Raw genomic sequence first — 25,704 nt, 5'->3', positions numbered from 1 at the left:
GCACCGGCCTTGGGTAACGGGACACTCAACGCCGGTGTTGTTGAGAAACGGCGTTTAGGCTAACCACAGGGGGCTATCCAGCTGCAGTAGTTGCTGCTCCAACTGGCGGATATGCTGGTCCCAATAGCCACTCTCAGCTAACCAGGGAAACGCCTGGGGAAAAGCGGGGTCGTCCCAGCGGGCCACCAGCCATGCCGCATGGCGTATTAACCGGTAGGCCCGCAGCGGTTCAATGAGCGACATTTGCTGATGAGGAAACGCTCTCGTCTCTTCGTAGCCTTCCACCATTTCGCTGAGCTGCGCCCGCCATAGCTGCGGGTTTTCCATCGGCAGCAGCATCCATATATCCTGGATGGCCGGAGCCATCAGACAGTCGTCGAAATCGACCAGGGTAAACGCCTCATCGCGACCAAGAATGTTGCCTAAATGGCAATCGCCGTGAGTACGTATCATGCTCTCTTTGTCTATCCGAATGCTCTCAAACCGACGGCAAATCCTTTCGACAACTGAGTGATAAGCACGGGCTTGGTGCTTATTCAGCCACGCACTGGCAGCTACACACGCCTCTGCCTCTCTCACGCCCCCAATTAGCGACAGCGTTGCACGATGCTGGAATGCCTTCTTAGCTGCGACTTCATGGAGCTGCCCCAATACCCCGCCTAGCGCAAACAGATGGGCAGGATTGTCTAATTCAGGTGCCTGGCCAAGGCATTGGGGGAAAATGGCAAAACGGAACTGCTGATACTCATGGAGTGATAAGCCCTTAGCGTCACGCCAGGGCGCGCTGACAGGCACACTGGCTTGCTGTAACTCGCCAAGGAAATCATGCTCCTCCTGTATGGCCTCACTCGACCAGCGATCAGGCCGATAAAACTTCACCACCCAGCGGCCACCCTCATCATCACGAAACATCAATACGCGATTCTCGTAGCTATTGAGAGCAAACGGCTCGCCGGCCGGCCATATCCCCACTGATTCCACCGCCGACATCACAACATCCGGCGACAGCGCACTAAACGGGTGTGACATAGATCGCTCCTTAGATTGGCCGGGTAGTTTATCAACTCTTCTGCAACGGTGTACGGGCAGCTGCCCAGATATCTACCCGTTTAGCCCCGTGGGCCAGCAACACGCTTGCTAACGCGTGACCTGTGGCCCCCGTCGTGACGACATCATCGATAACCGTCACGTGGGCCGGCATCGGGGCTTCTACCGTAAATGCGCCCACTAAGTTGTGCTGCCGCTCACGCCGCTTGAGTGAACGCTGGGAGGGCAGATGCTTAACACAACGCGCTTGTATCACCGGCACACCCAACCGGCCACCTAATCGCTCAGCGAGCCACTGCGCCTGATTAAACCCACGCTCCTTGGCGCGCGCGGGATACATAGGGACAGGGAGTAGTGCATTTCCCAACTTGGTAGGACGTCGAGACAACATCAATTCAACCAACAGCATTCCTGCTCGAGGGGAGCCATGAAATTTAAAATCGTGCACCAAAGAAGTAACGGCGTCCCGGTAGCAAAGTGGCGCTGTTGTAGTGGTAAAGCTAGGTGGCTCCCTCAAGCAGTGGCCACACCATTTTTCCTTGCCGTCCACTAGCGGCTCGGCGCACTGCTTACAGCCATGCTGATTCCAGGGTAGTAACGTAAAGCACTCATCACACCATCCAGCATGTGAGCTGCGTTCAGTAAGGCAAAACGCACAATAGCCGGGCAACCCCCGCTTGAGCCACTGATTCATGGTTAACGCCCATTTTCTCACCGCCCCACATCCTCTTTTGCCACAACAGTAAAATAATAGCGCTGAAAGATTTGACATTAGCGCGAATATTGATAATATACGCCTCGTCTTCTGCGGATGTGGTGGAATTGGTAGACACGCTAGATTTAGGTTCTAGTGCCGTAAGGTGTGGGAGTTCGAGTCTCCCCATCCGCACCAATTTAAAGCGTATTGCTTCAAATGATTCGGTAGCTAACAGCTAACCGAATTTTTTTGTTTCTAAATTCCCTCAAAGCTACTCCCAGAAACTACTCTAACTAGCTGACTAGCGACTGTTTTTAGGCTACGTTAGCACCCTACCCGTGCCGAATCATTTGAGAAGGATCTCAGCTTATGCAATGGCTGAATGACAACGCTCAGGCAATTTCAGCAGTCACCAGTATCTGCACACTGATTGTATGGGTTTTCTACGCTCAGCTGCTTTATAACGGTTATGTGCGTCAACGCCGCCCTCGCATTATTGTTAATCGTGGTAAAGGCGTTGGCACTGACGCCTTATGCCTGATTAGCAATATGAGCAGTGAAGCGATCTACATTCAGCATTTGGTGGCGGTGCTGTATACCCGTGACGGTACTTACGAGCTAGACGTAGTGGAGTATCAGCAGCAGAGCGGCGATGATGCCGAAGAGTGCTACCGCACCCATCAAGGGCCGCTGGCATCAGGCGACTATCTGCATATCCAATCATTCGGCGCTATTGTCCAGCAATTAATGCACCACTGGCAGCTCGATGAACAAACGTTACACCGTCAGACGCCTGAGCTAGAAATACGCGTTATCGCCATTTATGGCTCTGAAGACATGCCTGTTGGAGCGTCACGCCGCTTTGCACTTGATCTAGCGGCCGACCCACTTCATCAGTTAACGCCTCTAAAAGTCGATACTCAACGCATGAATAGCCGCCGGGATCGCAAGCGCGTTTTGCAATGGGCCAAAGATATCGAAATGCATAAGGCATAATAGTGCAGCGCACATCATTACAACGTTGGGGATAGCCTATGAAACCCGTCATTGCCTTCATCTTTCTTGGCACATTGACCACCCTTGCATTTCAAAGCCATGCCGCTGAGAAAGATAGCGACTTACCTGACTGGGCCGAAGAGCGGGTTGAGCCGTTTCGTGCCAGTTTAGGCAACTGGGTTGATAACACCTCCCGTAACATCGATGCCTTTTTTGGGGGAGGCGCCTCCGCTACCGTCAACAATGAGTCCTACCTGCGGCTTGGCCAGGAAATTGATTGGATGGAGGGCGATGGCACTAGTGGTGATATCAGCGTACGCTATCGGATTGACCTACCCACGACAGAAGAACGCCTGCGCTTGGTTATTGAAAGCGACCCTGAAGAGTCGCAAGGCACCCTGGCTGACCAAGGCTCTGGCCGCCTCTACAACGACCAACGTGATCGCAGCACTTCCACCTTTGGCCTGGATTGGCTGGAGAGCCGCGATAAGCGCGAAAACTGGAGCAACCGGATTGGCGCTGGTATTCGTTTACGGATGCCATTAGACCCCTATGTGCGCTTTACCAGCGAACGGTTATGGGATCTAGGCGACGGCCCTTGGCAGTTGGAGTCCTTCAACCGTGTTTCCTGGTTCAATAACGAAGGTTACTCAGCCCGCACCACTTGGGATATTGGCCGCCCGATTTCGGAAAACCGCCACCTGCGATTTATCACCACGGTGCAGTGGCGTGAAGAGGAAGACACCCTGGAATATAGCGAAGTTGCAGAACTCAATCAGCGGTTGAATGACCGCAGCGCCCTGCGCTACTCCGCCATCGCGATTGGTGAAAGTGCCTCTAACCCGCGCATGACCAATTACTACCTTCAAACGCGCTATCGCCGTGACCTTCATAAAGGGATTCTATTTGGCGATGTGATTCCTGAACTGCATTTCCAGCGTGACGATAGCTACGACCCGCGCTGGGCAATGACACTACGCTTGGAAATGTATTTCCAACGGGAAATTCAGCGGGATTACTTCGAATTTTAGCGCCTTAAATAGCGCTATCGGATGGGCATTGGCTAATCATGCCGCCAATGCCCATCGGCCAATACCCATTGCCTTAACGCCTAAAGCCTCAACCCGCCATCACACTCGATAATCCGGGCGGTGAAGTAGTCGTTCTCAAAAATAAATGCGACGCTTTGGGCAATATGGTCCGGCTCGCCTAAATGCTTTAAAGGGACGCTGGAGGCGATCCTTTCCAACATATCCGGCCGCATTGAAGCCGTCATATCGGTCTCAATAAATCCAGGCGCCACGGTACCGGTACGAATGCCATAGCGCGCCAGCTCTTTTCCCCATGTCACCGTTAAAGCGTGTACACCCGCTTTTGCTGCCGCGTAGTTACTCTGCCCCATATTACCCGCGCGAGAGATACTGGAGATGTTGACGATCACGCCCTCATGCCCCGCCTCAACCATTTGCGTCGCCGCTTCACGACCACACAGGAATACGCCCGTTAAATTAACGTCTAGCACACGCTGCCATGAGGAAAGCGACATGCGCTTTTCGACGACGCCATCCTTTGCTTTAACTAGCAGCCCATCATCGGTAATGCCTGCGTTGTTGACGCAGCCACTGACCGGCCCCATCCGCTGGGCAATATCAGCGAAGGCATGCTGAACCGATGATTCATCGGCAACATTGGTGACAAATGCCTGTGCCTTAACACCCTGAGACTGAAGCGTGGAGACCGCCGCATCTAGAGCCTCAGCACTCATATCCATTAGGGCGATCTGGGCACCTTGCTTACCCAAGCGCTGCGCCATGGCAAACCCTAACCCCCTGGCACCGCCAGTAATAGCCACTACTTTGTCGGTTAACTGCATCATTCTCTCCATTCAGCAAGCGTGCAGCATACTCTTCCATCCATACCCCAACGGCCTACACGCGCTATTCAATTATTCTAGCTCAACTTAACACAAGATTGTGCATTGCAGCATAGAAGAGTCACACCAAAATATTGAGCCTACCCCACCAGACGCCTCCACGGCTTCTTGTTTTTTATATTTCTGACACCATATTCACCAATTACGCCTGTTTTGGAGTCGGCCATGCCTATTCTTCTATTCATCTCGTTGTTCACTCTACTGGACTTTGTGCTGCTTTTTACCATTGGCAGCCAAATTGGCTTGCTAACCACACTCGCATTAGTGCTGGGCACAGGCTTTATCGGGCTTCACCTTATACGTAAAGAAGGCGTTTCTACCTTTGCCCGTGCACGGCAACGTATGCAAGTAGGTGAAATTCCGTCCCAAGAGCTGCTCACCGGTGCAGCACTTATCTTTGGCGGTGCCTTACTCCTCGCCCCCGGCTTTCTGTCCGATGCATTGGGCATTGCCTGCCTACTGCCTAATGCGCGCCAGCTGCTAATGAAAGCGCTTACCTGGGTAGGTTTAAAAACCGCAGCGGCTAAGCAGCACGCCTCCAATGGTGAAAGCCATCAAGGATGGCGGCAAAACTCGTGGCAGCACAGCACCCAACAGCGCCATTCAGAGCAACAGGATGCCCCGCTAGAGGGTGAGTTTATCAGCCGAGAAGATGACGCTCGCCGCCGCTAAGTGCCTATAAGTCAAGAAAACAGTTAAACAGCAATTTTTTTCATCTCTACCCCTTGAAAGGTGTTGGCTAGCCCCCACTTTTGAGTCAGCACACAGGTTCGGCGAAGGCTTAGCTTTCGCCATTAACATGAAGGCAGCGTGCCTTCACTTTCCGAGGGCCAAGCCCGCGGAAATTACTTTAAGCTAACTGCCCCCAAGGGCTTTGACGATACTCAGGAGAACGTGAGCATGAATATCCGTCCTTTGCACGATCGCGTCGTGATCCGTCGCGTGGAAGAAGAGCAGAAAACCGCTGGCGGCATCGTGCTACCGGGTAATGCACAGGAAAAACCCACGCGTGGTGAAGTCCTGGCCGTTGGTAATGGCCGCATTCTCGACAACGGCGACGTACGCCCGCTGGACGTAAAAGTTGGCGATACGGTGATTTTCAAAGACGGTTTCGGTGTTGAGAAGCAGAAAATCAACGGCGAAGAAGTTCTGATCATGAGCGAAGCCGATATCCTGGCCGTCGTTGAAGGCTAATCCGCCTCGGCTAATTACTTTCCCATTTTTATTTCAATAGTTAGGAAGTAACGAACATGGCAGCTAAGCAAGTTAAGTTCTCTGATGATGCTCGCAAACGCATGGCGCGTGGTGTTGACATTCTGGCGAATGCCGTAAAAGTCACGCTGGGCCCGAAAGGCCGCAACGTAGTACTGGACAAATCCTTCGGCGCGCCGACCGTCACCAAAGACGGTGTCTCCGTTGCTAAAGAGATCGAACTGAAAGACAAGTTCGAAAACATGGGCGCCCAAATGGTGAAAGAAGTTGCCTCTAAAACTTCCGACGCCGCAGGTGACGGTACCACCACTGCTACCGTTCTGGCTCAAGCCATCGTGGCTGAAGGCCTGAAAGGCGTTACTGCCGGCATGAACCCGATGGATCTGAAGCGCGGTATCGACCAGGCGGTCGCGGCGGCGGTAAAAGAGATCCAGGCGATGTCTGTACCCTGCACCGACACCAAATCTATCGCTCAGGTAGGCACGATCTCTGCCAACGGCGACAAGCGCATTGGTGAAATCATCGCTGAAGCGATGGAAAAAGTCGGTAAAGAAGGCGTCATCACCGTTGATGAAGGTCGCGGCTTTGAAGACGAGCTGGAAGTGGTTGAAGGCATGCAGTTCGACCGCGGCTACCTCTCGCCCTACTTCGTCACCAACCAAGACACCATGACGGTTGAGCTGGAAGACCCGTACATCCTGCTCGTCGACAAGAAAATCTCCAACATCCGCGAACTGCTGCCGGTGCTGGAAGCTGTTGCCAAGCAAGGCAAGCCGCTGGCCATCATCGCTGAAGATATCGAAGGCGAAGCGCTGGCCACGCTGGTCGTGAACAACATGCGCGGCATCGTCAAGGTAGCTGCTGCTAAAGCACCTGGTTTCGGCGACCGTCGCAAAGCGATGCTGCAGGATATCGCTATCCTGACCAACGGCACCGTGATTTCTGAAGAAGTCGGTCTGACCCTTGAGCAAGCGAACCTGGATCACCTGGGTACCGCGAAGCGCATGACCATGTCCAAAGAGAACACCACCATCATCGATGGCGCAGGTGCAGAGGACGATATCGAAGCACGCGTTAACCAAATCCGCGCGCAGATCGAAGAGACTTCTTCCGACTACGACAAAGAGAAGCTGCAAGAGCGCGTTGCCAAACTGGCAGGCGGTGTTGCCGTTATCCGCGTCGGTGCGGCTACCGAAGTGGAAATGAAAGAGAAGAAAGCCCGTGTTGAAGATGCCCTGCACTCAACTCGCGCAGCCGTAGAAGAAGGCGTTGTACCTGGCGGCGGTACTGCACTGGTACGCGTGATGGCCAAAGTACAAGGCCTGACCGGTGACAACGAAGACCAGAACCACGGTATCAACATGGCGCTTCGCGCGATGCAAGCACCGCTGCGTCAAATCGTTACCAACGCTGGCGAAGAAGCCGCTGTGGTCATCAACCGCGTGAAAGATGGCGAAGGCAACTTCGGCTACAACGCGCAAACTAGCGAATACGGCGACCTGTTCGAAATGGGCGTACTCGACCCGGCAAAAGTGACCCGCACTGCGCTGCAGTCTGCAGGTTCCGTCGCTGGCCTGATGATCACCACTGAGTGCATGATCGCAGACGACCCGGAAGAGAAAGAAGCCACACCTGATATGGGTGGCATGGGCGGAATGGGTGGCATGGGCGGCATGATGTAATGCACCCATGAGCCTAGCGCTCTGACGGTTAACGTCATTAAGAACCCCGCTTCGGCGGGGTTCTTTCTTTTTGCATCACCTTTATAGCGTAACAAAGCGTGCTACCATCATCGCTTTTATTTGGCAGCTTTTAGGTTCAATTTTCCGTGCTTTCCAATATTCGTATCGTACTGGTGCAAACGTTCCACCCTGGCAATATTGGCGCCACTGCCCGCGCCATGAAGACCATGGGCTTAACGGAGCTTGTACTAGTAAACCCACGCGCATTTCCCGATGAAGAAGCCACTCGCCTAGCCGCCGGTGCCACGGACGTACTGGAAAACGCTCGCTGTGTGGGCACGTTAGAAGAGGCCGTGCGCGACTGCGTGCAGGTGGTCGGCGCCAGCGCGCGGTTACGCAGTATGCCGTTGCCCCATTTTGACGAGCCTGACGAGATGGCCCAGCAAGTCATCGAAAACGCCAGCCAGGCACCGGTGGCACTGGTGTTTGGCCGGGAGCGCTCTGGACTGACCAACGATGAAATTCGCTGCTGCAGCCATCAGGTGAGCATTCCCGCCAACCCGGAGTATGGCATTCTCAACCTGTCACAAGCGGTGCAGATCCTCGCCTATGAAGTCCACCGCGCCTGGCGCAAGCGCGATGCCAGCGGCTTTGAGTATCAGCGCCCGCTGGAAGCAACACCCCCCAGCCGGGAACAGTTTGGTTATTTCCAGGAGCACCTGGGGCGTTTGATGCAACAGAGCGGCTTCTTAACCCAACCCCACGCCCGCACCGAAGAGCAGCTTCAGGCGCTGTTTGCCCGTGCCCAGCCCAGCCGTAAAGAGCTCTCCTTGCTGCGCGGTCTGCTGAGTGCGTTTGAAGCGCACTTGCCTAAGCAGTAGCGTCTTATCTGCTCAACACACTTCCATCAAAAGGGGCAGCTTACATCAAAAAGGGCAGCTTAGCGCTGCCCTTTCGGTAGGTATTGAGGGTAAGTACTGAGGACGCTTAAAGCGACATGGCGGCCAGCCAACCAAAGGCAATCAGCGGAAGGTTGTAGTGCAGGAACGTCGGCACCACGCTGTCCCACATGTGGTCATGCTGGCCATCCACGTTCAAGCCTGAGGTTGGCCCCAAGGTGGAATCCGATGCTGGCGAGCCTGCATCGCCTAACGCCGCAGCGGTACCAACCAGCACCACGGTGGCCATGGGCGAAAAGCCAAACTGCACGGCCAGCGGAACAAAAATGGCGGCGATAATGGGAATGGTAGAGAACGAAGAACCAATGCCCAGCGTAATGAACAGGCCTACCAGCAGCATCACCAGAGCGGCCAAGCCACGGTTATCGCCAAATAGCTCAAACGCCCCTGCTACCAGCGATTCAATATCACCAGTGGCTTTCATCACCTCGGCAAAGCCTGCTGCCGAGATCATGATAAAGCCAATCAGCGCCATCATCCGCATACCGCTGGTAAACAGATCATCCGCCTCGCGCCATTTAAAAATGCCGCCCAGCGAGAGCAAGCCAATACCAACCAAACCACCCACAATCATTGAGCCGGTATACAGCTGCAAACCCAGCGCGGCCACAATGGCCACCCCCGACATCACCAGCCCCAGCATGTGCGGTTCGGCGGGTGTGTGTGATTGGTTCGTCGCGGCTAAATCTTTACTGGCGTATTCGCGTTGGCCACGGTAGCTAAACAGCAGCGCTACCAATAGCCCAATCGCCATACCGCCCACTGGAATCGCCATTGCCATGGGCACCATGCCGCGGGTGATTTCCAGCCCCAACGACTCCCCGGCACTGTTCAAGTTCGCCAGCAGAATATCGTTCAAAAAGATCGCCCCAAACCCTACCGGTAGCAGCATGTAGGGGGCGGTTAAGCCAAAGGTCAGCGCACAGGCCACGGCACGGCGGTCGAGCTGCAGGCGGTTCATCACCGCCAACAGCGGCGGAATCAACACGGGAATAAAGGCGATATGCACCGGAATCGCGTTTTGTGAGGAAATCGCCACTAGCAAGACGGCCACCAGCAGCAGCATTTTCACGCGCGCTTGGTGGGCAGCGGTTGCTTCTTTGCCTAGCATGGTAATCAAACGGTTAGCCAGCATATCAGGCAGCCCAGAGCGGGAGATCGCTACTGCAAAGGCCCCAAGCGTCGCATAAGCCAGCGCCACCTGCGCGCCACCACCTACACCGTCGTTAAACGCACCGAGGGTTTCATTCAAAGAGAGCCCACCAACCAGGCCCCCCACTAACGCCCCCACCACCAGGGCGAAGACAACGGACACACGAAGAAGCGACAGTGCCACCATGACGAACACTGCAAGAATTACTGCATTCATGGAAATACCCAGAGCTATTGGAAGGTCATTAACGCCGAAGGGGGCGGATTCTAACAGATAAAACGCTGACAATCAGGCTAAACACAGGCACCGCTTAGGCTAAGCGAGTTAGAAAGGTAGGTGCCACTTGTTCAGAGTGGCGAGTATATGGTTACTCTTATTATTCAGACTTGCTGCTCTACAGCATACTGCTTAATATCGCCACTTTTACGAAAACTTAACGCTGGCTATGGAGAAGCTTCTAAAGAAGTGAAACCCGTGCGATAGTTGGTTAACGCGTTAATCAAACAAACCTAAGAGACGTGACATGGCTCTCCCCCGACATCACACGCTGCTTCTTATTGTGCTTGCTAGCCTAGTTATCTCGACAGCCATGGGTCTACGCCACGGTTTTGGCCTGTTTCTGGAGCCGATGAGCAGCGACTTTGGCTGGGGGCGCGGCGTATTCGCGTTTGCGCTTGCCCTGCAGAACCTGATTTGGGGGCTATCGCAGCCTTTTACCGGGGCGCTAGCCGACCGCTTCGGAGCGGCCAAAATCATCGTGGTGGGTGGCGCTTTATATGTGCTCGGACTCTGCTTTATGAGCCTATCCACCAGCGCCTTGGGGATGACGCTTAGCGCTGGCCTGCTGATTGGCTTTGGCCTATCCGGTACTACCTTCTCGGTCATTCTGGGTGCCGTTGGCCGTGCGGTTGCGCCGGAGAAGCGCAGTATGGCGATGGGCATCGTGAGCGCGGCGGGTTCGTTTGGCCAGTTCGCCATGTTGCCCGGTACGCTTGGCTTGATCGAGTGGCTTGGCTGGTCCTCCGCCTTGCTGGCGATGGGGGCAATCGCTGCATTGATGCTCCCACTAGGGGCGATGGTCAAAGATCGCCCACGCCCCAATGCACTAGGCGATTTAAGCTTGCGCGATGCGTTAAACGAGGCCGCTGGCCAAAAAGGGTTTTGGATGCTCTGCCTGGGCTTTTTCGTTTGCGGTTTTCAAGTGGTCTTTATCGCGGTGCACTTGCCCGGCTACCTATTTGATAATGGGCTAGCGGTGCAAGTGGGAACTACCGTGCTAGCACTGGTTGGGCTGTTCAATATTGTGGGCACCTACACAGCAGGTTGGATGGGCGGCATTTGGTCTAAACCGCGCCTACTGAGCTGGCTATACCTGATTCGCGGTGTGGTGATGACTGCTTTCATCGTGCTGCCATTAACGAGCACCAGCGCTTATCTGTTTGGTATCGCCATGGGGTTACTGTGGCTCTCTACCGTTCCGCTCACCAATGGCATCGTGGCCTCGGTATTTGGTGTTCGCCATCTATCTATGCTGGGAGGCATTGTGTTTCTCTTCCATCAGCTAGGCTCCTTTATGGGCGTATGGCTAGGCGGCTACCTCTATGACTTAACCGGCCATTACAACACGGTATGGCAGATCGCGATTGTGCTTTCAGTCGTCGCTGCTGCTCTTCACTGGACGATCAGTGAGAAGCCATTGGCACGGCCAGCATCGCCACAGGTGTCGTCATGATGCCAACCACCGCATTATGGGTAGCCTTGGGCCTGCTGCTCGTTAGCGGCCTACTCTTGTTGGGTTGGTGGGGATGGCAAACGTTGGACCCATCACTGCTGCTGTTTGGCAGCCGCTTATGCTAAAACACTCTCTTCAACACTTTCCTCGTTCCGAAGCCCTAGGTACTGATGTAACGTGACTATTCCCTATCCTGGACATGTGGCTGTCGTTGTTACCACGTTGCTTGCTGTCGTGTTCGCGGTGTTATTGCATTACGAAGCACTGTGGCTAATCTCCCGGCAAATTGAGCGTTCGCACCGCCCCCATCGTCAACGCATCCTCGTCATGGCATTTGGTGTATTAACCACCCATGTTGCCGAAATTTGGCTGTTCGGTTTAACGGGCTGGTGGCTCTCCGCCATCAACGGCATCGGCGCACTAAAAGGGTATGAGAGCTTTCATCTGCTGGATTATATTTTCTTCTCTGCGGTCACTTACACCACCGTTGGTTATGGGGATATCTATGCCGTTGGGCCAGTCAGGTTCCTCTACGGCACGCTGGCGCTGACGGGTTTCGTACTGATTACGTGGTCAGCCTCCTTCACGTTTATCGAAATGCAAAAACATTGGCGTATTAATAAATAGCTCGCCCACCACGTTTGCTAAGGACACCGCATGTTTGAAGTGCTCATTTTGTCGTTTGCGTTTGTTTTCGGTATTTTCGCTCGCCAGCTTAGCCTTCCCCCATTGGTTGGCTTTCTAGCCGCAGGGTTTGCCCTTAATGCATTTGGCCCTAGCGTTGGCTTGCCTGATGACGCAGGCCCACTCCTCGAACATCTCGCCCACCTGGGCGTCCTATTATTGCTGTTCACGATTGGCTTAAAACTGAATATTAGAAGCTTAGCCGAGCCGGTAGTACTGGGCAGTGCGTTGATACATCTAGCCATTACCTGTCTGGTGTTTACCTTTGGGTTCTCGGTACTTTTTTCATTACCTTTGGACACCGCCCTGCTGCTGGCTATCGCGCTGTCGTTTTCCAGCACGGTGCTGGCCGCTAAAGTGCTGGAAAGCAAACGTGAGCTGCGGGCACTGCATGGCCGTATCGCCATTGGCATTTTGATTATCCAAGACTTGGCTGCCTTAGCGGTGCTAAGTATTTACAGCGGCCAGTCACCTAGCCTCTGGGCATTGCTGGTTTTCTTACTTCCCTTACTTCGTCCGCTGTTGTACTGGCTGATGAGCATTGCTCAGCATGATGAGCTGTTAGTATTAATGGGGGCAGTACTAGCGATTGCCGTAGGCGGCATGGGCTTTGAAGCCGTTGGATTAAGCTCCGAAGTTGGCGCTCTGGTGATGGGGCTGCTGCTGGCCAAACACCCTCGTGCCCAGGAGTTATCTAAAGCGTTGTGGGGGCTGAAGGAAGTTCTGCTCATCAGCTTTTTCCTGCAAATCGGTATGGCTGGCTTGCCCGATACCGACGCGCTGCTCTTTGCAGTAGCACTTGCCGTTGTCCTACCACTCAAGGGAGTGCTCTTTTTTGCCCTGCTAATTGCCTTCCGGTTACGCGCACGCAACGCGTTCTTGGGCAGTTTAAGCCTGACAGCCTACAGCGAGTTTGGCCTGATCGTCGCCTCAAGCATTTTAGAGGAGTGGTTGGTTCCATTAGCCATTGCCGTGGCGCTCTCCTTCGTGATAGCGGCACCTTTTAACCGCTTGGCCCATAGCCTGTTTGACCGCTGGGAAAAGCAGCTAACCCGCTTTGAGCGCCATTCACGCCACCCCGACGAGCAGCCTGTTAACCTGGGCGCAGCCACTGTACTGGTGCTAGGTATGGGACGAACCGGCAGTGCGGCCTACGACTTCTTCAGAGATAAGGGGCTGGAGGTCATGGGTATCGACTCTGACCCTAATAAATCAGACAGCCAACGGCAAATTTGCTACGGCGACATTGAGGACGTGGGGTTCTGGCACCAACTAGATATCAACGACTTATCTGCCGTGATACTCGCAACGCCAGAGCTGGAAAGTAAACTGATAGCCAGCCGCGAGCTACGCAAGGCTGGCTTTACCGGCCAGCTGATTGCCGGCATCCATTTCCAGGATGAGGCCGAGCCTCTGCACAGCGCAGGCGTTGACCAAACCTACCTGTTAATGACCGGTGCGGGCATCGGGATTGCAGAAAAGACCTGGGAGAAGCTTCAAGAAGCCTCGCAATAGCCCGCTACGATGCGCCGACTTGGCGGTGCCGCCAAAGGCGCATCAACACCCCATGCCTGGGTGAGAATAGCAACGCCATAAAGAAGCAGCCGGTGGCCACCAAAACAATCGTTCCGCCGGAGGCTACGTCTAAAGCAAATGAGAGCCACAGCCCCAACACTGCTGAACCTACCCCTACACCAACGGAAATCAATAGCATCGTTTTAAAGCGATCGGTGAGTAAGTGCGCTGTTGCCCCTGGGGTGATTAGCATAGCGACCACTAAAATAATGCCAACGGTTTCCAGGCTGGCAACAATGGTGAGTGTGAGCAACAGAATCAAACCGTAGTGAATAACCCCGGTATTAAAGCCCAGTGCCTGGGCTTGGGTCGGGTCGAAGGCGTAGAGCATCAAGGGACGGAAAGCGAGCCAGACCACCAATAGCGCTATGACGCTAGCGGCCAACGTCAGCAATAACGCCGACTGCTGAACGCCCAAAACGTTGCCAAACAGGATATGCATTAAATGGGTACTAGAGGCAATTTTGCTGATCAATACAATACCCAGCGCAAAAGCACCGGTAAACATAATACCCATCGCCGCATCAGACTTAATCCGGGTATGGCGCTCAATAGCACCAATCCCAAGCGATGTTAAAGCACCTGTTACAAACGCGCCTATAAAAAATGGCAGACCCAATAAGTAAGCGACTGCGACCCCTGGTAAAACGGCATGGGAGATCGCATCCCCTAGCAGCGACCAGCGCTTTAGGACCACATAGCATGAGAGCATGCCGCAAATAGCGCCTACCATCATCGAAGTCAGCAGCGCCCGCTGCATAAAAGCGTATTGAAAGGCATCCGAGATGCTGTCAGGCAACAGATTGACCGGAACCATCAGTACAGCAATCAGCCCGGATACCAAGGCACTGCCAAAAGCGTCTAACGTATGTAGCATGTCTGTTGCCTATGATTTGGTTGCCAGTGCTGGGCTACCAGCAACGCTGATATCGTATGCGGATTGCTCCATAGAGCTAACGGCCAGCTCTGCTAACTTGCTATCGCTAAGCATCTCATCGGGCGCTCCTTCTCCACGGACAAACCGATTAATCAGCACGACATGATCCACATAGCGGCGCGCCCCCGGCATATCGTGGGTCACCATAACAATGGTCCTTCCCGCTTCGCGCTCCCGATTTAAGACATCCAAGATAAGCCGCTCGCTGGGTGGGTCTACACCAGCCAGCGGCTCGTCCAGTAATAGGATGTTCGCCTCCTGGGCAAGCGACCTAGCAAGCAGCACACGCTTTTTTTGTCCACCGGAGAGTGCTCCAATGGGGCGGTCGGCAAATGCCAGCATATTGACGTCATCCAGTGCTTTTTCGACCGCTTGGCGATGCCGCTGCTCATGCCAACGCGCAGGGAGTAACTGCCGCCACCAGGCATCTTGACGCATGTGCCCGTAGCGGGCGCTCATGACGGTTTCCCATACCGAGATGGGAAAATCCCACTCAATCGCTTCCCGCTGGGCCATATAGGCGATACTCCCCGCCTTCCGATGATGCTCAATCGCTTTACCCAATGCATCTATCTGGCCACGCAGCGGTTTCATGCTGCCCGTTAATACGTGGAATAGCGTTGACTTGCCCGCTCCATTCGGACCAACAATCGCTGTCCAGCGGCCTGCTGGTAGTGTTAGATGGATATTCTCCAGTACCGGCTGCCGATGGTAAGCAGCATAAAGCCCTTTCACTTCGATAGCAGCGGTGTGCATTGCAAGGGTCGTATCCATAACCATTACTCGGTTGCTAGGTAACGGCGCAGCAGCGCCACGTTATGGCGCTGCATGGCAAAGTAATCGGCGGCTTCGCCGTCGGGCGCGCTCAGCGAGTCGACATAGAGTGGCCCTGCCACTGGCAGCCCCGTATCACGGGCAATACTAGTCACGTGACGATCCGATATCGTGCTTTCCCAGAACAGGGCGGCAGGCTGGCGCTCCTTAATACGGTCAATCACACGCATCAGTTGGCGCGGAGAGCCCTCTGTTTCAGCATTTGTGCCCCAAATACCGTCATGTTCAAAACGGTAGGCATCGGAAAAATAGAGGAAGGCCGCTTCACTGGAGAGCAGCACACGGCGCTCATCCGGTATGGCTTCCAGCGTTTGCGCCAGCTCCACATGAAGCGCTTGTAGCTGCGCTTCCAGGCGAGCAGCCCGCTGTTGAAGGGCATCGCCCCAATGGGCTAAGCCATCGTTGAGCGCATGCTTAATAGCGTGCACATAGGCAATGGCGGCGCGAGGGTCCATCCACAGATGCGGGTCAACATCCCCCTCCATGTCACCCGTGGCGATTGGTTGGGTGGGGTAGCCAGAGGCCTCTGCAACGGCAATCATCGGCACATCTTCCTGCACCACCGCCTCCACTTGACGCATCCACTGCTCAAGCTGGTAGCCGTTATAGAAAACGATGTCTGCTTCCTCAAGCGCCGCGAAGTTATCAGGGGTTAATTCCCACTCATGCACCTCGGCGTTGATAGGGGTGAGAACCGTTACGCTGGCATCCTCACCAACGACTTTTTTCACCAAGTCACCGAGTACAGAAAATGTAACCGCAATCTTGAGAGACGGCTGCTGCAACTCCTCTGCCTGTGCGGTGGTCACAACGCTGGCCCAAGCCAATGAAGCGCTTAATAAGGCCCACGCATACTGTTTGGGCATCCTATTTCTCCCTTGTGCTAGGCTGGTGTTGAATACAACTGTAGCTCAACAAAAAAGCTTTGTGCAAACAGTTTAGCCTTGGCTAACAATTATCGTAAAAAATGCGCTACCATCGCCAATTAACGTTTCCACTAACCTTGATAACCTTTGCCAATGAGTGATCACGAACAGCAGCGCACCCTCTCTCTACGCGGTCAAAGCGGTGATGCACTGCCTCCCGTGGAACAGCACGCACAGCAGTACGAAACGGTGCGTAATGCACACGAAACCGAGTTGATCGAAGATTATGTCGAGCTAATTGGCGACTTAATTCGTCATCGTGGTGAGGCGCGCGCCGCCGATATCGCCAACCGCATGGCAGTGAGCCAAGCCACCGTTTCAAAAATGATTCGGCGCTTAAATGAACTGGGGTTAGTGACTAGCAAGCCCTATCGCTCGCTTTTTTTGACCGAAGAGGGTCAAAAAATGGCCGAGACGTCCCGCGCTCGTCATGACATTGTGCTGCACTTTCTGAGAGCCTTAGGGGTGGATGACAGCACGGCAAGGATTGATGCCGAAGGGATGGAGCATCATGTTAGCGACGAAACGCTTACTATTATGCAACGCTTTACCGAACAGAAGATGAAATAGGCGGCCTTTTGTTAGCGATCTACGCGAGATTTTAACGCCTTACTCAAAAAGAGCGTCATCGAACCACCGGCTAGTGATTCGATGACTGCAGCAATTTTAGGGCTTCTACCATGCCGTGCCTTTAAATCCTGATATTATCCGTTACCTTCCAGACCCCTGGCGAGTTCCAAACCGCATGGTGTATTAGCTCCTTCTCCGCAAAACTATGCGCTTTACCGCTTAGCATAACATCATGGTCATGCACTTCGACCTTAATCGCATTTGCATCCTGCAGCGCCTGGCGTTTAAGTGCGGATTCGATACTAGCTTTAACCGCTGTTTCTGTTGGCTTAGGTTTCAGCACGAGCTGGTTACTAACGCCGGTCACACCGGCCAAGTAGCGGATAGAACTCGCGGCTAAACGGCGTTGGTAATCCCAGGGCACCTCCCCTGTGAGCGTTACCCATCCATCTTCAACCATTACCTTGATGGGGTCATTTGGAATAAAAACATTCCACTCCAGGGTATTTTTAACCGCACGCGCTATATCTGCATCGGTACGCTGATTCTCTCCAGGCAGCTTTACATCCATTTCAACCGCTACGCCCTTAACACCACTAACCCGTTGGGCTGCCTGTTCGGCGTGCCACTTCTCAGCATAACTATCAACGTGTCCTGCTAACGTTACGATACCGTCTTTTACCTCAACACCGATATCCGCCGCCCGCACTGAAGGATCAGCTTCCAGCTCTGCAAGCACATCTTTTTGAATCTGATTATCCGATTTCGACATTGTTGGCACTCCTTGTATATATAATGAAGTTTTTAACTAACACTGATTAAACAACTACTCCACTTCAAGTTTTCGCCGTAATGCCTGTTTAACCTTGGGCATGGTAATGGTCAAGATACCATCTTTGAATTTAGCTTCCGCATGTTGCGGGTCAATATTGACCGGCAGGGCAATTGTCCGGGAAAAAGCGCCTTGCCATATCTCCGAGTGGTAGTATTCATCCTTCTTTTCTTCGCTTTCACCGGAGCGCTGCCCTTTTAACATGACAGAATGGCCGGTGATTTCAATATCCAACTCCTTACGATCCACGCCCGGCATTTCGGCACGGACAACCAGCTCCTTTTCCCGGTCAATAATGTCAATTTTGGGGTTGCTCTGGGCAAAAAAGCCGAGACGCTCCTTGAACACATCATCTTTAAAAAATGGCTTTAACCAGCTACGTTCAAAAAATCCCTCCATCAATCGATCAAACTCTTCAAGAGGGTTTAAAGAGCGGCTGACCGGTAAATCGCTTGGCTCCTGACTGGCAACGACAGGTTTTTTGGCAGTTTTTTCCACGGCATTTCTCCTCTGTTTAGACAATTTTTTTCAAACAGCATCTACCCAACCGTTTTTATCCTTCATCTACAAACAACAAACAACAAACAACAAACAACAAACAACAAACAACAAACACGTTTTCGCGTGGCTCTTGCATGTTACTTGGCGTGTTGTTTGGATGTTGCTTGGATAGTTATAGTGCAGCCCTTTGTTTTGAAAAGATGACTAACATAATAAAAAAGTATCAACATGCGTAAAAATTGACCCAAGGCAAACACACTACTTAGAATAGTGGCACAAAAGGCCTTCACCCACTAAATAATAACAAGCAATAGCAAGCCAACGATAAGAAGTAAAACCATGGGGATTAAAGATGCATTTAGCATCCCTTCTAAGGTGCCATTATGATGATCTTCGACGAAACCAAGCATCAATATCTAGACAGGTTAGTACGAGCATCATTGGCCAGCTTAACATTAGGGATTTCACCCACGTCAGCCATGCTGACGTATCTAGATTGGCTATCTAGCCTCCAACTTTCTCCTGGGACTCAAGCCCACCTACTACACAAAGCAGTGAAAAAATACCTGCGCTTGCTGGCTTGGGCCAGCCATTCGTCTTTCGATCCCAATGCTTCTCCTTGCATTGCCCCGTTACCGCAGGACCGTCGTTTTCAAGATCCTGCTTGGCGTTATTTTCCCTACAACCTGTTTTATCAAGGCTTTTTGCTTCAACAACAGTGGTGGCATAACGCCACAACGGGGCTACGCGGTTTGTCTCCGCATCATGAACAGGCCGTGGAGTTTGGTGCCCGGCAGTGGCTGGATATATTCTCACCCTCCAACTATGTACTCACCAACCCTGTTGTGCTTAAGAAAACCATTGCAAGCGCCGGAACTAACCTATTTCAAGGTATGCAGCATTGTTATGAGGATCTTCAGCACCACTATTTAGGCAAAAGACCGGTGGGCGCCGAACAATATATGGTTGGCCAGAATGTCGCCATCACGCCAGCCCCCTCTGTCAGCCTAGTTGTCCGGTTGGCGATATCGCCTAAACTCAGTCCAGAGGGAGCGGTATGGAATTCATGTGCCACGTTATTCTGAAGAGCGTAAAGCCGCCATCCTGAAAAAGTTATTGCCGCCCCACAATCGCAGTGTGGCGTCGGTAGCAACGGAAGAAGGCATCTCCAACGCGACGCTGTATAGTTGGTTAAAACAGTGTCGAGAAAAAGGAGTCCCTGTGCCGGGTTACACCCAAGGCGACAACGAATGGTCACCTGACGCCAAGCTAGCCGTTGTCATCGAAACCGCGACGATGTCAGAAACAGAGCTTGGCGCTTACTGTCGTGAAAAAGGCCTTTATCCCGAGCAAATCCAGCAATGGAAAGCCGCTTGTCTCGAAGGAGCTGGTCGGCAAGAAGAGCAGGCAAAAGCAGCGCAGAAACAGCGCAAAGAAGACCGAAAGACCATCAAGCAGCTCAAAGCGGAAGTACGGCGCAAAGACAAGGTGCTGGCAGAAACAACGTCGTTGCTAGTGCTTTCAAAAAAGCTCGAAGCCTTGTACGGCGAGGATCCGGACAGCGGCGAGGACGACTAACGCCTCTCAAGGAACGTGCAAGGCTCATCGCGCTATTTGACGAAGCGGTTATGGGTGGCGCGTCCCGTTATCAAGCGGCTGCCGTGATCGGCATAAGCGAACGCACACTGAAGCGGTGGCGATCTGAGCGCGGCGCTATTGTCGAGGATCAGCGTCCACATGCAGGGCAACACAGGCAGCCGCATCAGCTGACGCATGAGGAAGAGCAAGCCATTTTGAACACGTGCCATCGCCCCGAGTATCAGAGCTTGCCGCCGTCTCAAATCGTTCCTTTATTGGCCGACGAAGGCGTCTATCTGGCCTCCGAATCGTCGTTTTATCGGGTCTTGAAAAAGCATCATCAGCAGCACCATCGTGGCCGTATGAAACCACGTCGTTCAGTCCCCGAGCCGACTAGCTTTACGGCTACAGGGCCAAACCAGGTCTGGAGCTGGGACATCAGTTATTGTGCCTCCGTTGTGCGAGGTCAGCACTGGTATCTTTACCTGATCATGGATATCTACAGCCGCAAAATCATTGCTTGGGAAGTCCACGACACGGAATCGGGCGAGTTGGCTAAACAGCTTTTGGAACGTGCCTTGCTGCGAGAAGGTTGCTGGCATCAGCCGCCAGTACTGCACTCTGATAACGGAGCACCGATGACCTCCTATACGCTCAAAGCGAGGCTAACAGAGCTGGGCATGTTGATGTCTTACAGTCGGCCGAGAGTAAGCAATGATAACCCTTACTCGGAAGCGCTGTTCCGTACCGTCAAATACTGTCCAGCGTGGCCCACCAAGGGCTTCGCATCGCTGGGCGCGGTACGAGAATGGATGCTAGCGTTCGAGCGGGCTTACAACGAACAGCACCTGCACAGTGGCATCCAGTATGTCACGCCAGCGGACCGTCATCGCGGCGTAGACCAAGAGCGCCTGGAACGCCGGAACGCGGTATACCAACGTGCGAAGCAGCGACATCCGCAACGCTGGTCGGGCCACACTCGAAACTGGGAAGTCACCGGCCCAGTCTCGCTTAACCCGGGAAAAATGCACGAAATCGAGCGTAATCAACAGGCTGCTTAAGCGCAGCCATTTGGACAACTGGGTTGAAAATCACCGCCAGGCAAGGTAATATACCGTAACCACCTAATTGAGCTAATTCAGTACGCCCCTGCTACTGAAGAAGTACATGCGATGCCAATACTCATAGTGCCCGCATGGATTATGAAGTATTACATTCTGGACCTGTCGCCACATAACTCACTTGTTAAGTACTTAGTCGATCATGGCCACACAGTTTTCATCATTTCTTGGCGCAACCCAACGGCAGAAGATCGCCATATGGGGTTAGATGACTATCGGCAACAAGGCATTTTGGCAAGTCTCGATGTCATCGAACATTTATTCCCAAACCAAAAGGTACACGCGGTAGGCTACTGCCTTGGTGGCACTCTGTTAGCTATTACCGCATCCGCAATGGCTAGGGATGGAGATCACCGCTTAGCCTCAATGACCCTATTCGCCGCGCAAACAGATTTCCGGGAAGCTGGTGAATTGATGCTATTTATCGACGAGAAGCAGCTTGCCTTTCTGGAAGACTTAATGTGGGCTCAAGGCACGCTCGATACTAAACAAATGTTAGGGGTGTTCCAGATACTGCGTTCTAACGACCTCATTTGGTCCCGAGTCGTGAACGAGTACTTATTAGGCACAAGGCAGCCCTTTAACGACCTGCTCGCCTGGAATACCGATGCAACCCGAATGCCCTACCGCATGCACTCCGAATATTTGCGTCATCTTTTTCTAAATAATGATTTAGCGGAAGGCCGACTACGGGTAGATGACCGTCCTGTCGCCCTTAGCGATATTCAGCTACCTATTTTTTGCGTGGGTACTGAATGGGATCATGTCGCACCTTGGAGGTCCACCTACAGGCTGCACCTCATTGCGGATGCGCCTGAGATTACTTTTTTACTTACTAGCGGAGGTCATAATGCAGGTATTATTAGCCCCCCAGAACAGTCGCACCGGCATTACCGGATAGCCACTTCCTTTGAAGGTGACACCTACATTGACCCAGACACTTGGCTTGAACGCACAGCCATTCAATCGGGTTCATGGTGGGCTGCATGGCAATCATGGTTAGCAGCAAGATCAGGCTCTTTTATTAAGGCCCCCAACGTGGGCTCACAAACCTATCCTCCGCTCGAAGACGCCCCTGGTAGTTATGTCAGAAAAGCATAGTAATGAATACATAGTAATGAATACATAGTAATAAATACATAGCAATGGGCGCCTAATCACAAAAAATCGTCATGGAAATATAGCCATGAAAATATAATGCCTTTATGGCTTTTCCAATGAAGATGCTATGCATTGAACTTGTAGCCTAGTGATCTTATAGAATGAGATAGCAAATCACATTTAAAAATTCCTATTACTTCCAAATAGTTAGCAAAGCGACACAAGCTCACCAAAACATACCATAATTAATTTTAGTAGCTTTAAATACAAAATAAACAACAAAAAATCTCTAAATATTATTTTCTCACTATTTATAGATTACTATTTTTAATAACGCACGCTCCATCAATGAATTACAAGAGGCATACCATAAGATGCAATATTTTCATATAGCTCAAAGATACAGAGAAACACTACAATTATACATTGATCATGCCACACACTGGTCACACGGCAATAAAAACAGGGTATTCAAGATATGGAATTGCGTAACAGACTAGGAATTTTAAATACACAGCAGAAACAAATATATGGTTCACACTCACTTTTAGAATCGCAGGATTTTATTAGCCTTGCAAAACCTCTATTCACATTGCAAAAAAAGAGCACTTTAGTTCACCAAGAGAAACCATTTCAAGGGTTATACGTTGTACGATGTGGTGCATTAAAACAGGTAATTCAACATAATAATAAAAAAGAAATGCTCTCAAACTTCTTCCTTCCTGGCGATATAATAGGCTTAGATGCTATTGGAGAGAGGCATTATTGTGGCGCTACCACCGCTATTGAAACCTCAGGCTTGCTCCATATACCATTTAACCTTATTGAAGAGCTACCTATCTCTCATTCAAGCCATATGCAATTATTACGCTGTTTGAGTAGAGCAATATACCTTGAAAACTCTCGTATTTGGCAAATGATTAGCCAACCGTCAGACGTTCGCCTTGCTTGTTTTTTCATTATGATGTCATGTAAATTTAGCGCTCAAGGCTATTCTCCTTACTGCTTTAGGCTGGCCATGTCAAGAAAAGAAATCGCCGATTATCTCTGCATGGCTATTGAAACGCTTACCCCCTCTGTCAGCCTAGTTGTCCGGTTGGCGATATCGCCTAAACTCAGTCCAGAGGGAGCGGTATGGAATTCATGTGCCACGTTATTCTGAAGAGCGTAAAGCCGCCATCCTGAAAAAGTTATTGCCGCCCCACAATCGCAGTGTGGCGTCGGTAGCAACGGAAGAAGGCATCTCCAACGCGACGCTGTATAGTTGGTTAAAACAGTGTCGAGAAAAAGGAGTCCCTGTGCCGGGTTACACCCAAGGCGACAACGAATGGTCACCTGACGCCAAGCTAGCCGTTGTCATCGAAACCGCGACGATGTCAGAAACAGAGCTTGGCGCTTACTGTCGTGAAAAAGGCCTTTATCCCGAGCAAATCCAGCAATGGAAAGCCGCTTGTCTCGAAGGAGCTGGTCGGCAAGAAGAGCAGGCAAAAGCAGCGCAGAAACAGCGCAAAGAAGACCGAAAGACCATCAAGCAGCTCAAAGCGGAAGTACGGCGCAAAGACAAGGTGCTGGCAGAAACAACGTCGTTGCTAGTGCTTTCAAAAAAGCTCGAAGCCTTGTACGGCGAGGATCCGGACAGCGGCGAGGACGACTAACGCCTCTCAAGGAACGTGCAAGGCTCATCGCGCTATTTGACGAAGCGGTTATGGGTGGCGCGTCCCGTTATCAAGCGGCTGCCGTGATCGGCATAAGCGAACGCACACTGAAGCGGTGGCGATCTGAGCGCGGCGCTATTGTCGAGGATCAGCGTCCACATGCAGGGCAACACAGGCAGCCGCATCAGCTGACGCATGAGGAAGAGCAAGCCATTTTGAACACGTGCCATCGCCCCGAGTATCAGAGCTTGCCGCCGTCTCAAATCGTTCCTTTATTGGCCGACGAAGGCGTCTATCTGGCCTCCGAATCGTCGTTTTATCGGGTCTTGAAAAAGCATCATCAGCAGCACCATCGTGGCCGTATGAAACCACGTCGTTCAGTCCCCGAGCCGACTAGCTTTACGGCTACAGGGCCAAACCAGGTCTGGAGCTGGGACATCAGTTATTGTGCCTCCGTTGTGCGAGGTCAGCACTGGTATCTTTACCTGATCATGGATATCTACAGCCGCAAAATCATTGCTTGGGAAGTCCACGACACGGAATCGGGCGAGTTGGCTAAACAGCTTTTGGAACGTGCCTTGCTGCGAGAAGGTTGCTGGCATCAGCCGCCAGTACTGCACTCTGATAACGGAGCACCGATGACCTCCTATACGCTCAAAGCGAGGCTAACAGAGCTGGGCATGTTGATGTCTTACAGTCGGCCGAGAGTAAGCAATGATAACCCTTACTCGGAAGCGCTGTTCCGTACCGTCAAATACTGTCCAGCGTGGCCCACCAAGGGCTTCGCATCGCTGGGCGCGGTACGAGAATGGATGCTAGCGTTCGAGCGGGCTTACAACGAACAGCACCTGCACAGTGGCATCCAGTATGTCACGCCAGCGGACCGTCATCGCGGCGTAGACCAAGAGCGCCTGGAACGCCGGAACGCGGTATACCAACGTGCGAAGCAGCGACATCCGCAACGCTGGTCGGGCCACACTCGAAACTGGGAAGTCACCGGCCCAGTCTCGCTTAACCCGGGAAAAATGCACGAAATCGAGCGTAATCAACAGGCTGCTTAAGCGCAGCCATTTGGACAACTGGGTTGAAAATCACCGCTTAGCCGACTCGTTAGCCGTTTTCAACAGCAAGGTATATTATCAGCTCACGGACATGAGTATCGCCTACTAAACCCAATAGGTTTAGCTGAGATTGCCGAGCGAAAAACATGAGCCAATAATCACTATTTACAATTTTAACACTAACTTTATTAAGTAAAAAGCAGACAAGGAGAGATCATCTTTTTCTTATTTAATAGAATTTTAGTCTCTTTTAGTCATTATAAAATACCTCAATAAACTCAGCGCACTTGCTACCGACACGCCTAACAGTGCCAATACCATATCTTTTTGTGCATCCCAAATGTCTCCCTGGGCACCTAGGTATGACTCTCCTAGCTCCTTCGGAAAGAGCACGACTGCCAGCCACTCTGCAATCTCATAAAGCGCCGAATGGGATAAAATCAGCATCACAGACAGTAAGTTCCATAAACCCACCTTGTATCGTAAATACTTTTTCAAAAGGTCTTTTATCAGAGGGAAGAGCAGTAGTCCATAAAGAAAATGCACCCAACGGTCATATTGATTACGCTCAAAATTAAACCGTTGATCCAGAGAAAACCCAAGTAGGGTACTCAGCCACTGATCATAGGGCACTTCAGAATAAGTATAATGCGCACCAATCTCATGAAACACTAAAAACAGAAAAATACTTAACCATGCTAGGCGTGAAACATCACTCCGATACCACAACCAACCGAAGACAGGTACCGCGGAAAATACTAGAATATTTTCAAGTAGCCAATCTGAACGATAATAAGGCGCTCTTGCTAGCCATATCCAGAACAGCACAAAGCCAACAAAAAGCCTTACAGGAAACGGATCAAGCTTTAGCAGCTGAGCACGTACTTGCTTAATCCTAGGCACTCCCCTTTTCCTCTG

At 52.1% G+C, this 25,704-nt stretch carries 25 protein-coding genes, 1 tRNA gene and 4 pseudogenes; 19 read left to right on the top strand and 11 right to left on the bottom strand.

The window, feature by feature from the left end:
* Window positions 1–54 precede the first annotated feature (54 nt).
* The 3 genes and pseudogenes from LG300_RS06765 to LG300_RS06755 form a co-directional block, all read right to left on the bottom strand.
* Window positions 55–1,029, bottom strand: a complete 975-nt coding sequence (locus LG300_RS06765) for a serine/threonine protein kinase (protein ID WP_404377625.1) — start codon at window positions 1,027–1,029, stop codon at window positions 55–57.
* A gap of 31 nt (window positions 1,030–1,060) precedes the next feature.
* Window positions 1,061–1,456: a ComF family protein gene (locus LG300_RS06760; protein ID WP_404378065.1), complete on the bottom strand. Its 396-nt coding sequence runs from the start codon at window positions 1,454–1,456 to the stop codon at window positions 1,061–1,063.
* Window positions 1,457–1,573: 117 nt separating this feature from the next.
* Window positions 1,574–1,741: pseudogene (locus tag LG300_RS06755) on the bottom strand (double zinc ribbon domain-containing protein); the annotation flags it as partial.
* A gap of 113 nt (window positions 1,742–1,854) precedes the next feature.
* Between LG300_RS06755 and LG300_RS06750 the strand changes: the two are divergent.
* The 3 genes from LG300_RS06750 (at window position 1,855) to LG300_RS06740 (ending at window position 3,771) form a co-directional block, all read left to right on the top strand.
* Window positions 1,855–1,939 (top strand) — tRNA-Leu (locus LG300_RS06750).
* A gap of 174 nt (window positions 1,940–2,113) precedes the next feature.
* Window positions 2,114–2,740, top strand: a complete 627-nt coding sequence (locus LG300_RS06745) for a hypothetical protein (protein WP_404377624.1) — start codon at window positions 2,114–2,116, stop codon at window positions 2,738–2,740.
* 38 nt (window positions 2,741–2,778) lie between these two features.
* On the top strand, window positions 2,779–3,771 hold the full coding sequence (locus LG300_RS06740) for a hypothetical protein (RefSeq protein ID WP_404377623.1): 993 nt from the start codon (window positions 2,779–2,781) through the stop codon (window positions 3,769–3,771).
* A gap of 80 nt (window positions 3,772–3,851) precedes the next feature.
* Here the strand turns inward: LG300_RS06740 and LG300_RS06735 are convergent, their stop codons facing one another.
* Entirely contained in the window at window positions 3,852–4,613 is a 762-nt protein-coding gene (locus tag LG300_RS06735; RefSeq protein ID WP_404378004.1) for an SDR family oxidoreductase, read from the bottom strand.
* Between the two features lie 225 nt (window positions 4,614–4,838).
* On the opposite strand from LG300_RS06735, the gene LG300_RS06730 reads away from it, so the two are divergent.
* From LG300_RS06730 to LG300_RS06715, 4 genes are all read left to right on the top strand, one after another.
* Window positions 4,839–5,345 (top strand): FxsA family protein, encoded by a 507-nt coding sequence (locus LG300_RS06730; protein ID WP_404377622.1) that lies wholly within the window; start codon window positions 4,839–4,841, stop codon window positions 5,343–5,345.
* A gap of 228 nt (window positions 5,346–5,573) precedes the next feature.
* Window positions 5,574–5,867 (top strand): co-chaperone GroES, encoded by a 294-nt coding sequence (locus LG300_RS06725; RefSeq protein WP_139527377.1) that lies wholly within the window; start codon window positions 5,574–5,576, stop codon window positions 5,865–5,867.
* A gap of 56 nt (window positions 5,868–5,923) precedes the next feature.
* A complete protein-coding gene (gene groL / locus LG300_RS06720; RefSeq protein ID WP_404377621.1) occupies window positions 5,924–7,567 on the top strand; it encodes a chaperonin GroEL in 1,644 nt (547 codons plus the stop codon).
* A gap of 146 nt (window positions 7,568–7,713) precedes the next feature.
* The gene (locus tag LG300_RS06715; protein ID WP_404377620.1) at window positions 7,714–8,448 is read left to right on the top strand and encodes an RNA methyltransferase; all 735 of its coding nucleotides are present in this window, start codon (window positions 7,714–7,716) and stop codon (window positions 8,446–8,448) included.
* A gap of 106 nt (window positions 8,449–8,554) precedes the next feature.
* On the opposite strand, the gene LG300_RS06710 is transcribed toward LG300_RS06715, so the two are convergent.
* A complete protein-coding gene (locus LG300_RS06710) occupies window positions 8,555–9,895 on the bottom strand; it encodes a Na+/H+ antiporter family protein (RefSeq protein ID WP_404377619.1) in 1,341 nt (446 codons plus the stop codon).
* Window positions 9,896–10,202: 307 nt separating this feature from the next.
* Between LG300_RS06710 and LG300_RS06705 the strand changes: the two genes are divergently transcribed.
* From LG300_RS06705 to LG300_RS06690, 4 genes are read left to right on the top strand one after another with little or no spacing between them, the layout of a single operon-like run.
* Window positions 10,203–11,411, top strand: coding sequence for an MFS transporter (locus tag LG300_RS06705; protein WP_404377617.1), 1,209 nt, complete (start codon window positions 10,203–10,205; stop codon window positions 11,409–11,411).
* A complete protein-coding gene (locus LG300_RS06700; RefSeq protein WP_404377616.1) occupies window positions 11,408–11,536 on the top strand; it encodes a hypothetical protein in 129 nt (42 codons plus the stop codon). The genes LG300_RS06705 and LG300_RS06700 overlap by 4 nt, the downstream gene beginning before the upstream one ends.
* Window positions 11,537–11,588: 52 nt before the next feature.
* Window positions 11,589–12,038 (top strand): ion channel, encoded by a 450-nt coding sequence (locus LG300_RS06695; protein WP_404377615.1) that lies wholly within the window; start codon window positions 11,589–11,591, stop codon window positions 12,036–12,038.
* A 30-nt stretch (window positions 12,039–12,068) separates the two neighbouring features.
* Entirely contained in the window at window positions 12,069–13,610 is a 1,542-nt protein-coding gene (locus LG300_RS06690) for a cation:proton antiporter (protein WP_404377614.1), read from the top strand.
* Between the two features lie 4 nt (window positions 13,611–13,614).
* Here the strand turns inward: LG300_RS06690 and LG300_RS06685 are convergent, their stop codons facing one another.
* Genes LG300_RS06685 through LG300_RS06675 form a run of 3 tightly spaced genes read right to left on the bottom strand, consistent with a single transcriptional unit; the run spans window position 13,615 to window position 16,307 of the window.
* A complete protein-coding gene (locus LG300_RS06685; RefSeq protein ID WP_404377613.1) occupies window positions 13,615–14,547 on the bottom strand; it encodes a metal ABC transporter permease in 933 nt (310 codons plus the stop codon).
* 9 nt (window positions 14,548–14,556) lie between these two features.
* Window positions 14,557–15,381 carry a metal ABC transporter ATP-binding protein gene (locus LG300_RS06680; RefSeq protein WP_404377612.1) on the bottom strand — a complete coding sequence of 275 codons (825 nt, stop codon included), beginning with the start codon at window positions 15,379–15,381 and terminating at the stop codon, window positions 14,557–14,559.
* Window positions 15,382–15,386: 5 nt separating this feature from the next.
* Window positions 15,387–16,307 (bottom strand): metal ABC transporter substrate-binding protein, encoded by a 921-nt coding sequence (locus LG300_RS06675; protein WP_404377611.1) that lies wholly within the window; start codon window positions 16,305–16,307, stop codon window positions 15,387–15,389.
* A 153-nt stretch (window positions 16,308–16,460) separates the two neighbouring features.
* Here LG300_RS06675 and mntR point away from each other — a divergent pair, with 153 nt between their 5' ends.
* Window positions 16,461–16,937, top strand: coding sequence for a manganese-binding transcriptional regulator MntR (gene mntR, locus LG300_RS06670; RefSeq protein ID WP_404377610.1), 477 nt, complete (start codon window positions 16,461–16,463; stop codon window positions 16,935–16,937).
* A 121-nt stretch (window positions 16,938–17,058) separates the two neighbouring features.
* Here mntR and LG300_RS06665 read toward each other — a convergent pair whose 3' ends face one another.
* Both LG300_RS06665 and LG300_RS06660 read right to left on the bottom strand, forming a co-directional pair.
* A complete protein-coding gene (locus LG300_RS06665) occupies window positions 17,059–17,709 on the bottom strand; it encodes a BON domain-containing protein (protein ID WP_404377609.1) in 651 nt (216 codons plus the stop codon).
* Window positions 17,710–17,763: 54 nt separating this feature from the next.
* Complete coding sequence (locus LG300_RS06660; protein WP_404377608.1) at window positions 17,764–18,267, bottom strand: Hsp20/alpha crystallin family protein; 504 nt, start codon at window positions 18,265–18,267, stop codon at window positions 17,764–17,766.
* 386 nt (window positions 18,268–18,653) lie between these two features.
* On the opposite strand from LG300_RS06660, the gene LG300_RS06655 reads away from it, so the two are divergent.
* The 7 genes and pseudogenes from LG300_RS06655 (at window position 18,654) to LG300_RS06625 (ending at window position 24,786) form a co-directional block, all read left to right on the top strand.
* Window positions 18,654–19,355, top strand: coding sequence for a poly-beta-hydroxybutyrate polymerase N-terminal domain-containing protein (locus LG300_RS06655; protein ID WP_404377607.1), 702 nt, complete (start codon window positions 18,654–18,656; stop codon window positions 19,353–19,355).
* Window positions 19,339–19,422: pseudogene (locus LG300_RS06650) on the top strand (hypothetical protein); the annotation flags it as partial. The gene LG300_RS06655 and the pseudogene LG300_RS06650, both read left to right, overlap by 17 nt.
* Before the next feature lie 209 nt (window positions 19,423–19,631).
* A complete protein-coding gene (locus tag LG300_RS06645; protein WP_404375620.1) occupies window positions 19,632–20,909 on the top strand; it encodes an IS3 family transposase in 1,278 nt (425 codons plus the stop codon).
* A 36-nt stretch (window positions 20,910–20,945) separates the two neighbouring features.
* A pseudogene (locus tag LG300_RS06640) lies at window positions 20,946–22,070 on the top strand (PHA/PHB synthase family protein); the annotation flags it as partial.
* A 478-nt stretch (window positions 22,071–22,548) separates the two neighbouring features.
* Complete coding sequence (locus tag LG300_RS06635) at window positions 22,549–23,232, top strand: cyclic nucleotide-binding domain-containing protein (RefSeq protein ID WP_404377606.1); 684 nt, start codon at window positions 22,549–22,551, stop codon at window positions 23,230–23,232.
* Window positions 23,216–23,299 (top strand): annotated as a pseudogene (locus LG300_RS06630) (hypothetical protein); the annotation flags it as partial. The gene LG300_RS06635 and the pseudogene LG300_RS06630, both read left to right, overlap by 17 nt.
* A 209-nt stretch (window positions 23,300–23,508) precedes the next feature.
* Complete coding sequence (locus LG300_RS06625) at window positions 23,509–24,786, top strand: IS3 family transposase (protein ID WP_404375620.1); 1,278 nt, start codon at window positions 23,509–23,511, stop codon at window positions 24,784–24,786.
* Window positions 24,787–25,026: 240 nt separating this feature from the next.
* Here LG300_RS06625 and LG300_RS06620 read toward each other — a convergent pair whose 3' ends face one another.
* Window positions 25,027–25,689, bottom strand: coding sequence for a DUF2238 domain-containing protein (locus LG300_RS06620; protein ID WP_404377605.1), 663 nt, complete (start codon window positions 25,687–25,689; stop codon window positions 25,027–25,029).
* Window positions 25,690–25,704 lie beyond the last annotated feature (15 nt).

The sequence above is a fragment of the Vreelandella aquamarina genome (assembly GCF_044805175.1).
GTDB lineage: Bacteria > Pseudomonadota > Gammaproteobacteria > Pseudomonadales > Halomonadaceae > Vreelandella > Vreelandella aquamarina_B.
Note: the sequence above shows the minus strand (reverse complement) of the source record. Positions and strands in the feature narration are given on the sequence as shown.

What these genes read in the sequence shown, in the direction of transcription:
- LG300_RS06765 (WP_404377625.1), bottom strand. Translation starts at nt 1,029, where the DNA reads ATGTCACACCCGTTTAGTGCGCTGTCGCCGGATGTTGTGATGTCGGCG.
- LG300_RS06760 (WP_404378065.1), bottom strand. Translation starts at nt 1,456, where the DNA reads ATGCTGTTGGTTGAATTGATGTTGTCTCGACGTCCTACCAAGTTGGGA.
- LG300_RS06745 (WP_404377624.1), top strand. Translation starts at nt 2,114, where the DNA reads ATGCAATGGCTGAATGACAACGCTCAGGCAATTTCAGCAGTCACCAGT.
- LG300_RS06740 (WP_404377623.1), top strand. Translation starts at nt 2,779, where the DNA reads ATGAAACCCGTCATTGCCTTCATCTTTCTTGGCACATTGACCACCCTT.
- LG300_RS06735 (WP_404378004.1), bottom strand. Translation starts at nt 4,613, where the DNA reads ATGCAGTTAACCGACAAAGTAGTGGCTATTACTGGCGGTGCCAGGGGG.
- LG300_RS06730 (WP_404377622.1), top strand. Translation starts at nt 4,839, where the DNA reads ATGCCTATTCTTCTATTCATCTCGTTGTTCACTCTACTGGACTTTGTG.
- LG300_RS06725 (WP_139527377.1), top strand. Translation starts at nt 5,574, where the DNA reads ATGAATATCCGTCCTTTGCACGATCGCGTCGTGATCCGTCGCGTGGAA.
- groL (WP_404377621.1), top strand. Translation starts at nt 5,924, where the DNA reads ATGGCAGCTAAGCAAGTTAAGTTCTCTGATGATGCTCGCAAACGCATG.
- LG300_RS06710 (WP_404377619.1), bottom strand. Translation starts at nt 9,895, where the DNA reads ATGAATGCAGTAATTCTTGCAGTGTTCGTCATGGTGGCACTGTCGCTT.
- LG300_RS06705 (WP_404377617.1), top strand. Translation starts at nt 10,203, where the DNA reads ATGGCTCTCCCCCGACATCACACGCTGCTTCTTATTGTGCTTGCTAGC.
- LG300_RS06700 (WP_404377616.1), top strand. Translation starts at nt 11,408, where the DNA reads ATGATGCCAACCACCGCATTATGGGTAGCCTTGGGCCTGCTGCTCGTT.
- LG300_RS06690 (WP_404377614.1), top strand. Translation starts at nt 12,069, where the DNA reads ATGTTTGAAGTGCTCATTTTGTCGTTTGCGTTTGTTTTCGGTATTTTC.
- LG300_RS06685 (WP_404377613.1), bottom strand. Translation starts at nt 14,547, where the DNA reads ATGCTACATACGTTAGACGCTTTTGGCAGTGCCTTGGTATCCGGGCTG.
- LG300_RS06680 (WP_404377612.1), bottom strand. Translation starts at nt 15,381, where the DNA reads ATGGATACGACCCTTGCAATGCACACCGCTGCTATCGAAGTGAAAGGG.
- LG300_RS06675 (WP_404377611.1), bottom strand. Translation starts at nt 16,307, where the DNA reads ATGCCCAAACAGTATGCGTGGGCCTTATTAAGCGCTTCATTGGCTTGG.
- mntR (WP_404377610.1), top strand. Translation starts at nt 16,461, where the DNA reads ATGAGTGATCACGAACAGCAGCGCACCCTCTCTCTACGCGGTCAAAGC.
- LG300_RS06665 (WP_404377609.1), bottom strand. Translation starts at nt 17,709, where the DNA reads ATGTCGAAATCGGATAATCAGATTCAAAAAGATGTGCTTGCAGAGCTG.
- LG300_RS06655 (WP_404377607.1), top strand. Translation starts at nt 18,654, where the DNA reads ATGATGATCTTCGACGAAACCAAGCATCAATATCTAGACAGGTTAGTA.
- LG300_RS06645 (WP_404375620.1), top strand. Translation starts at nt 19,632, where the DNA reads ATGGAAAGCCGCTTGTCTCGAAGGAGCTGGTCGGCAAGAAGAGCAGGC.
- LG300_RS06635 (WP_404377606.1), top strand. Translation starts at nt 22,549, where the DNA reads ATGGAATTGCGTAACAGACTAGGAATTTTAAATACACAGCAGAAACAA.
- LG300_RS06625 (WP_404375620.1), top strand. Translation starts at nt 23,509, where the DNA reads ATGGAAAGCCGCTTGTCTCGAAGGAGCTGGTCGGCAAGAAGAGCAGGC.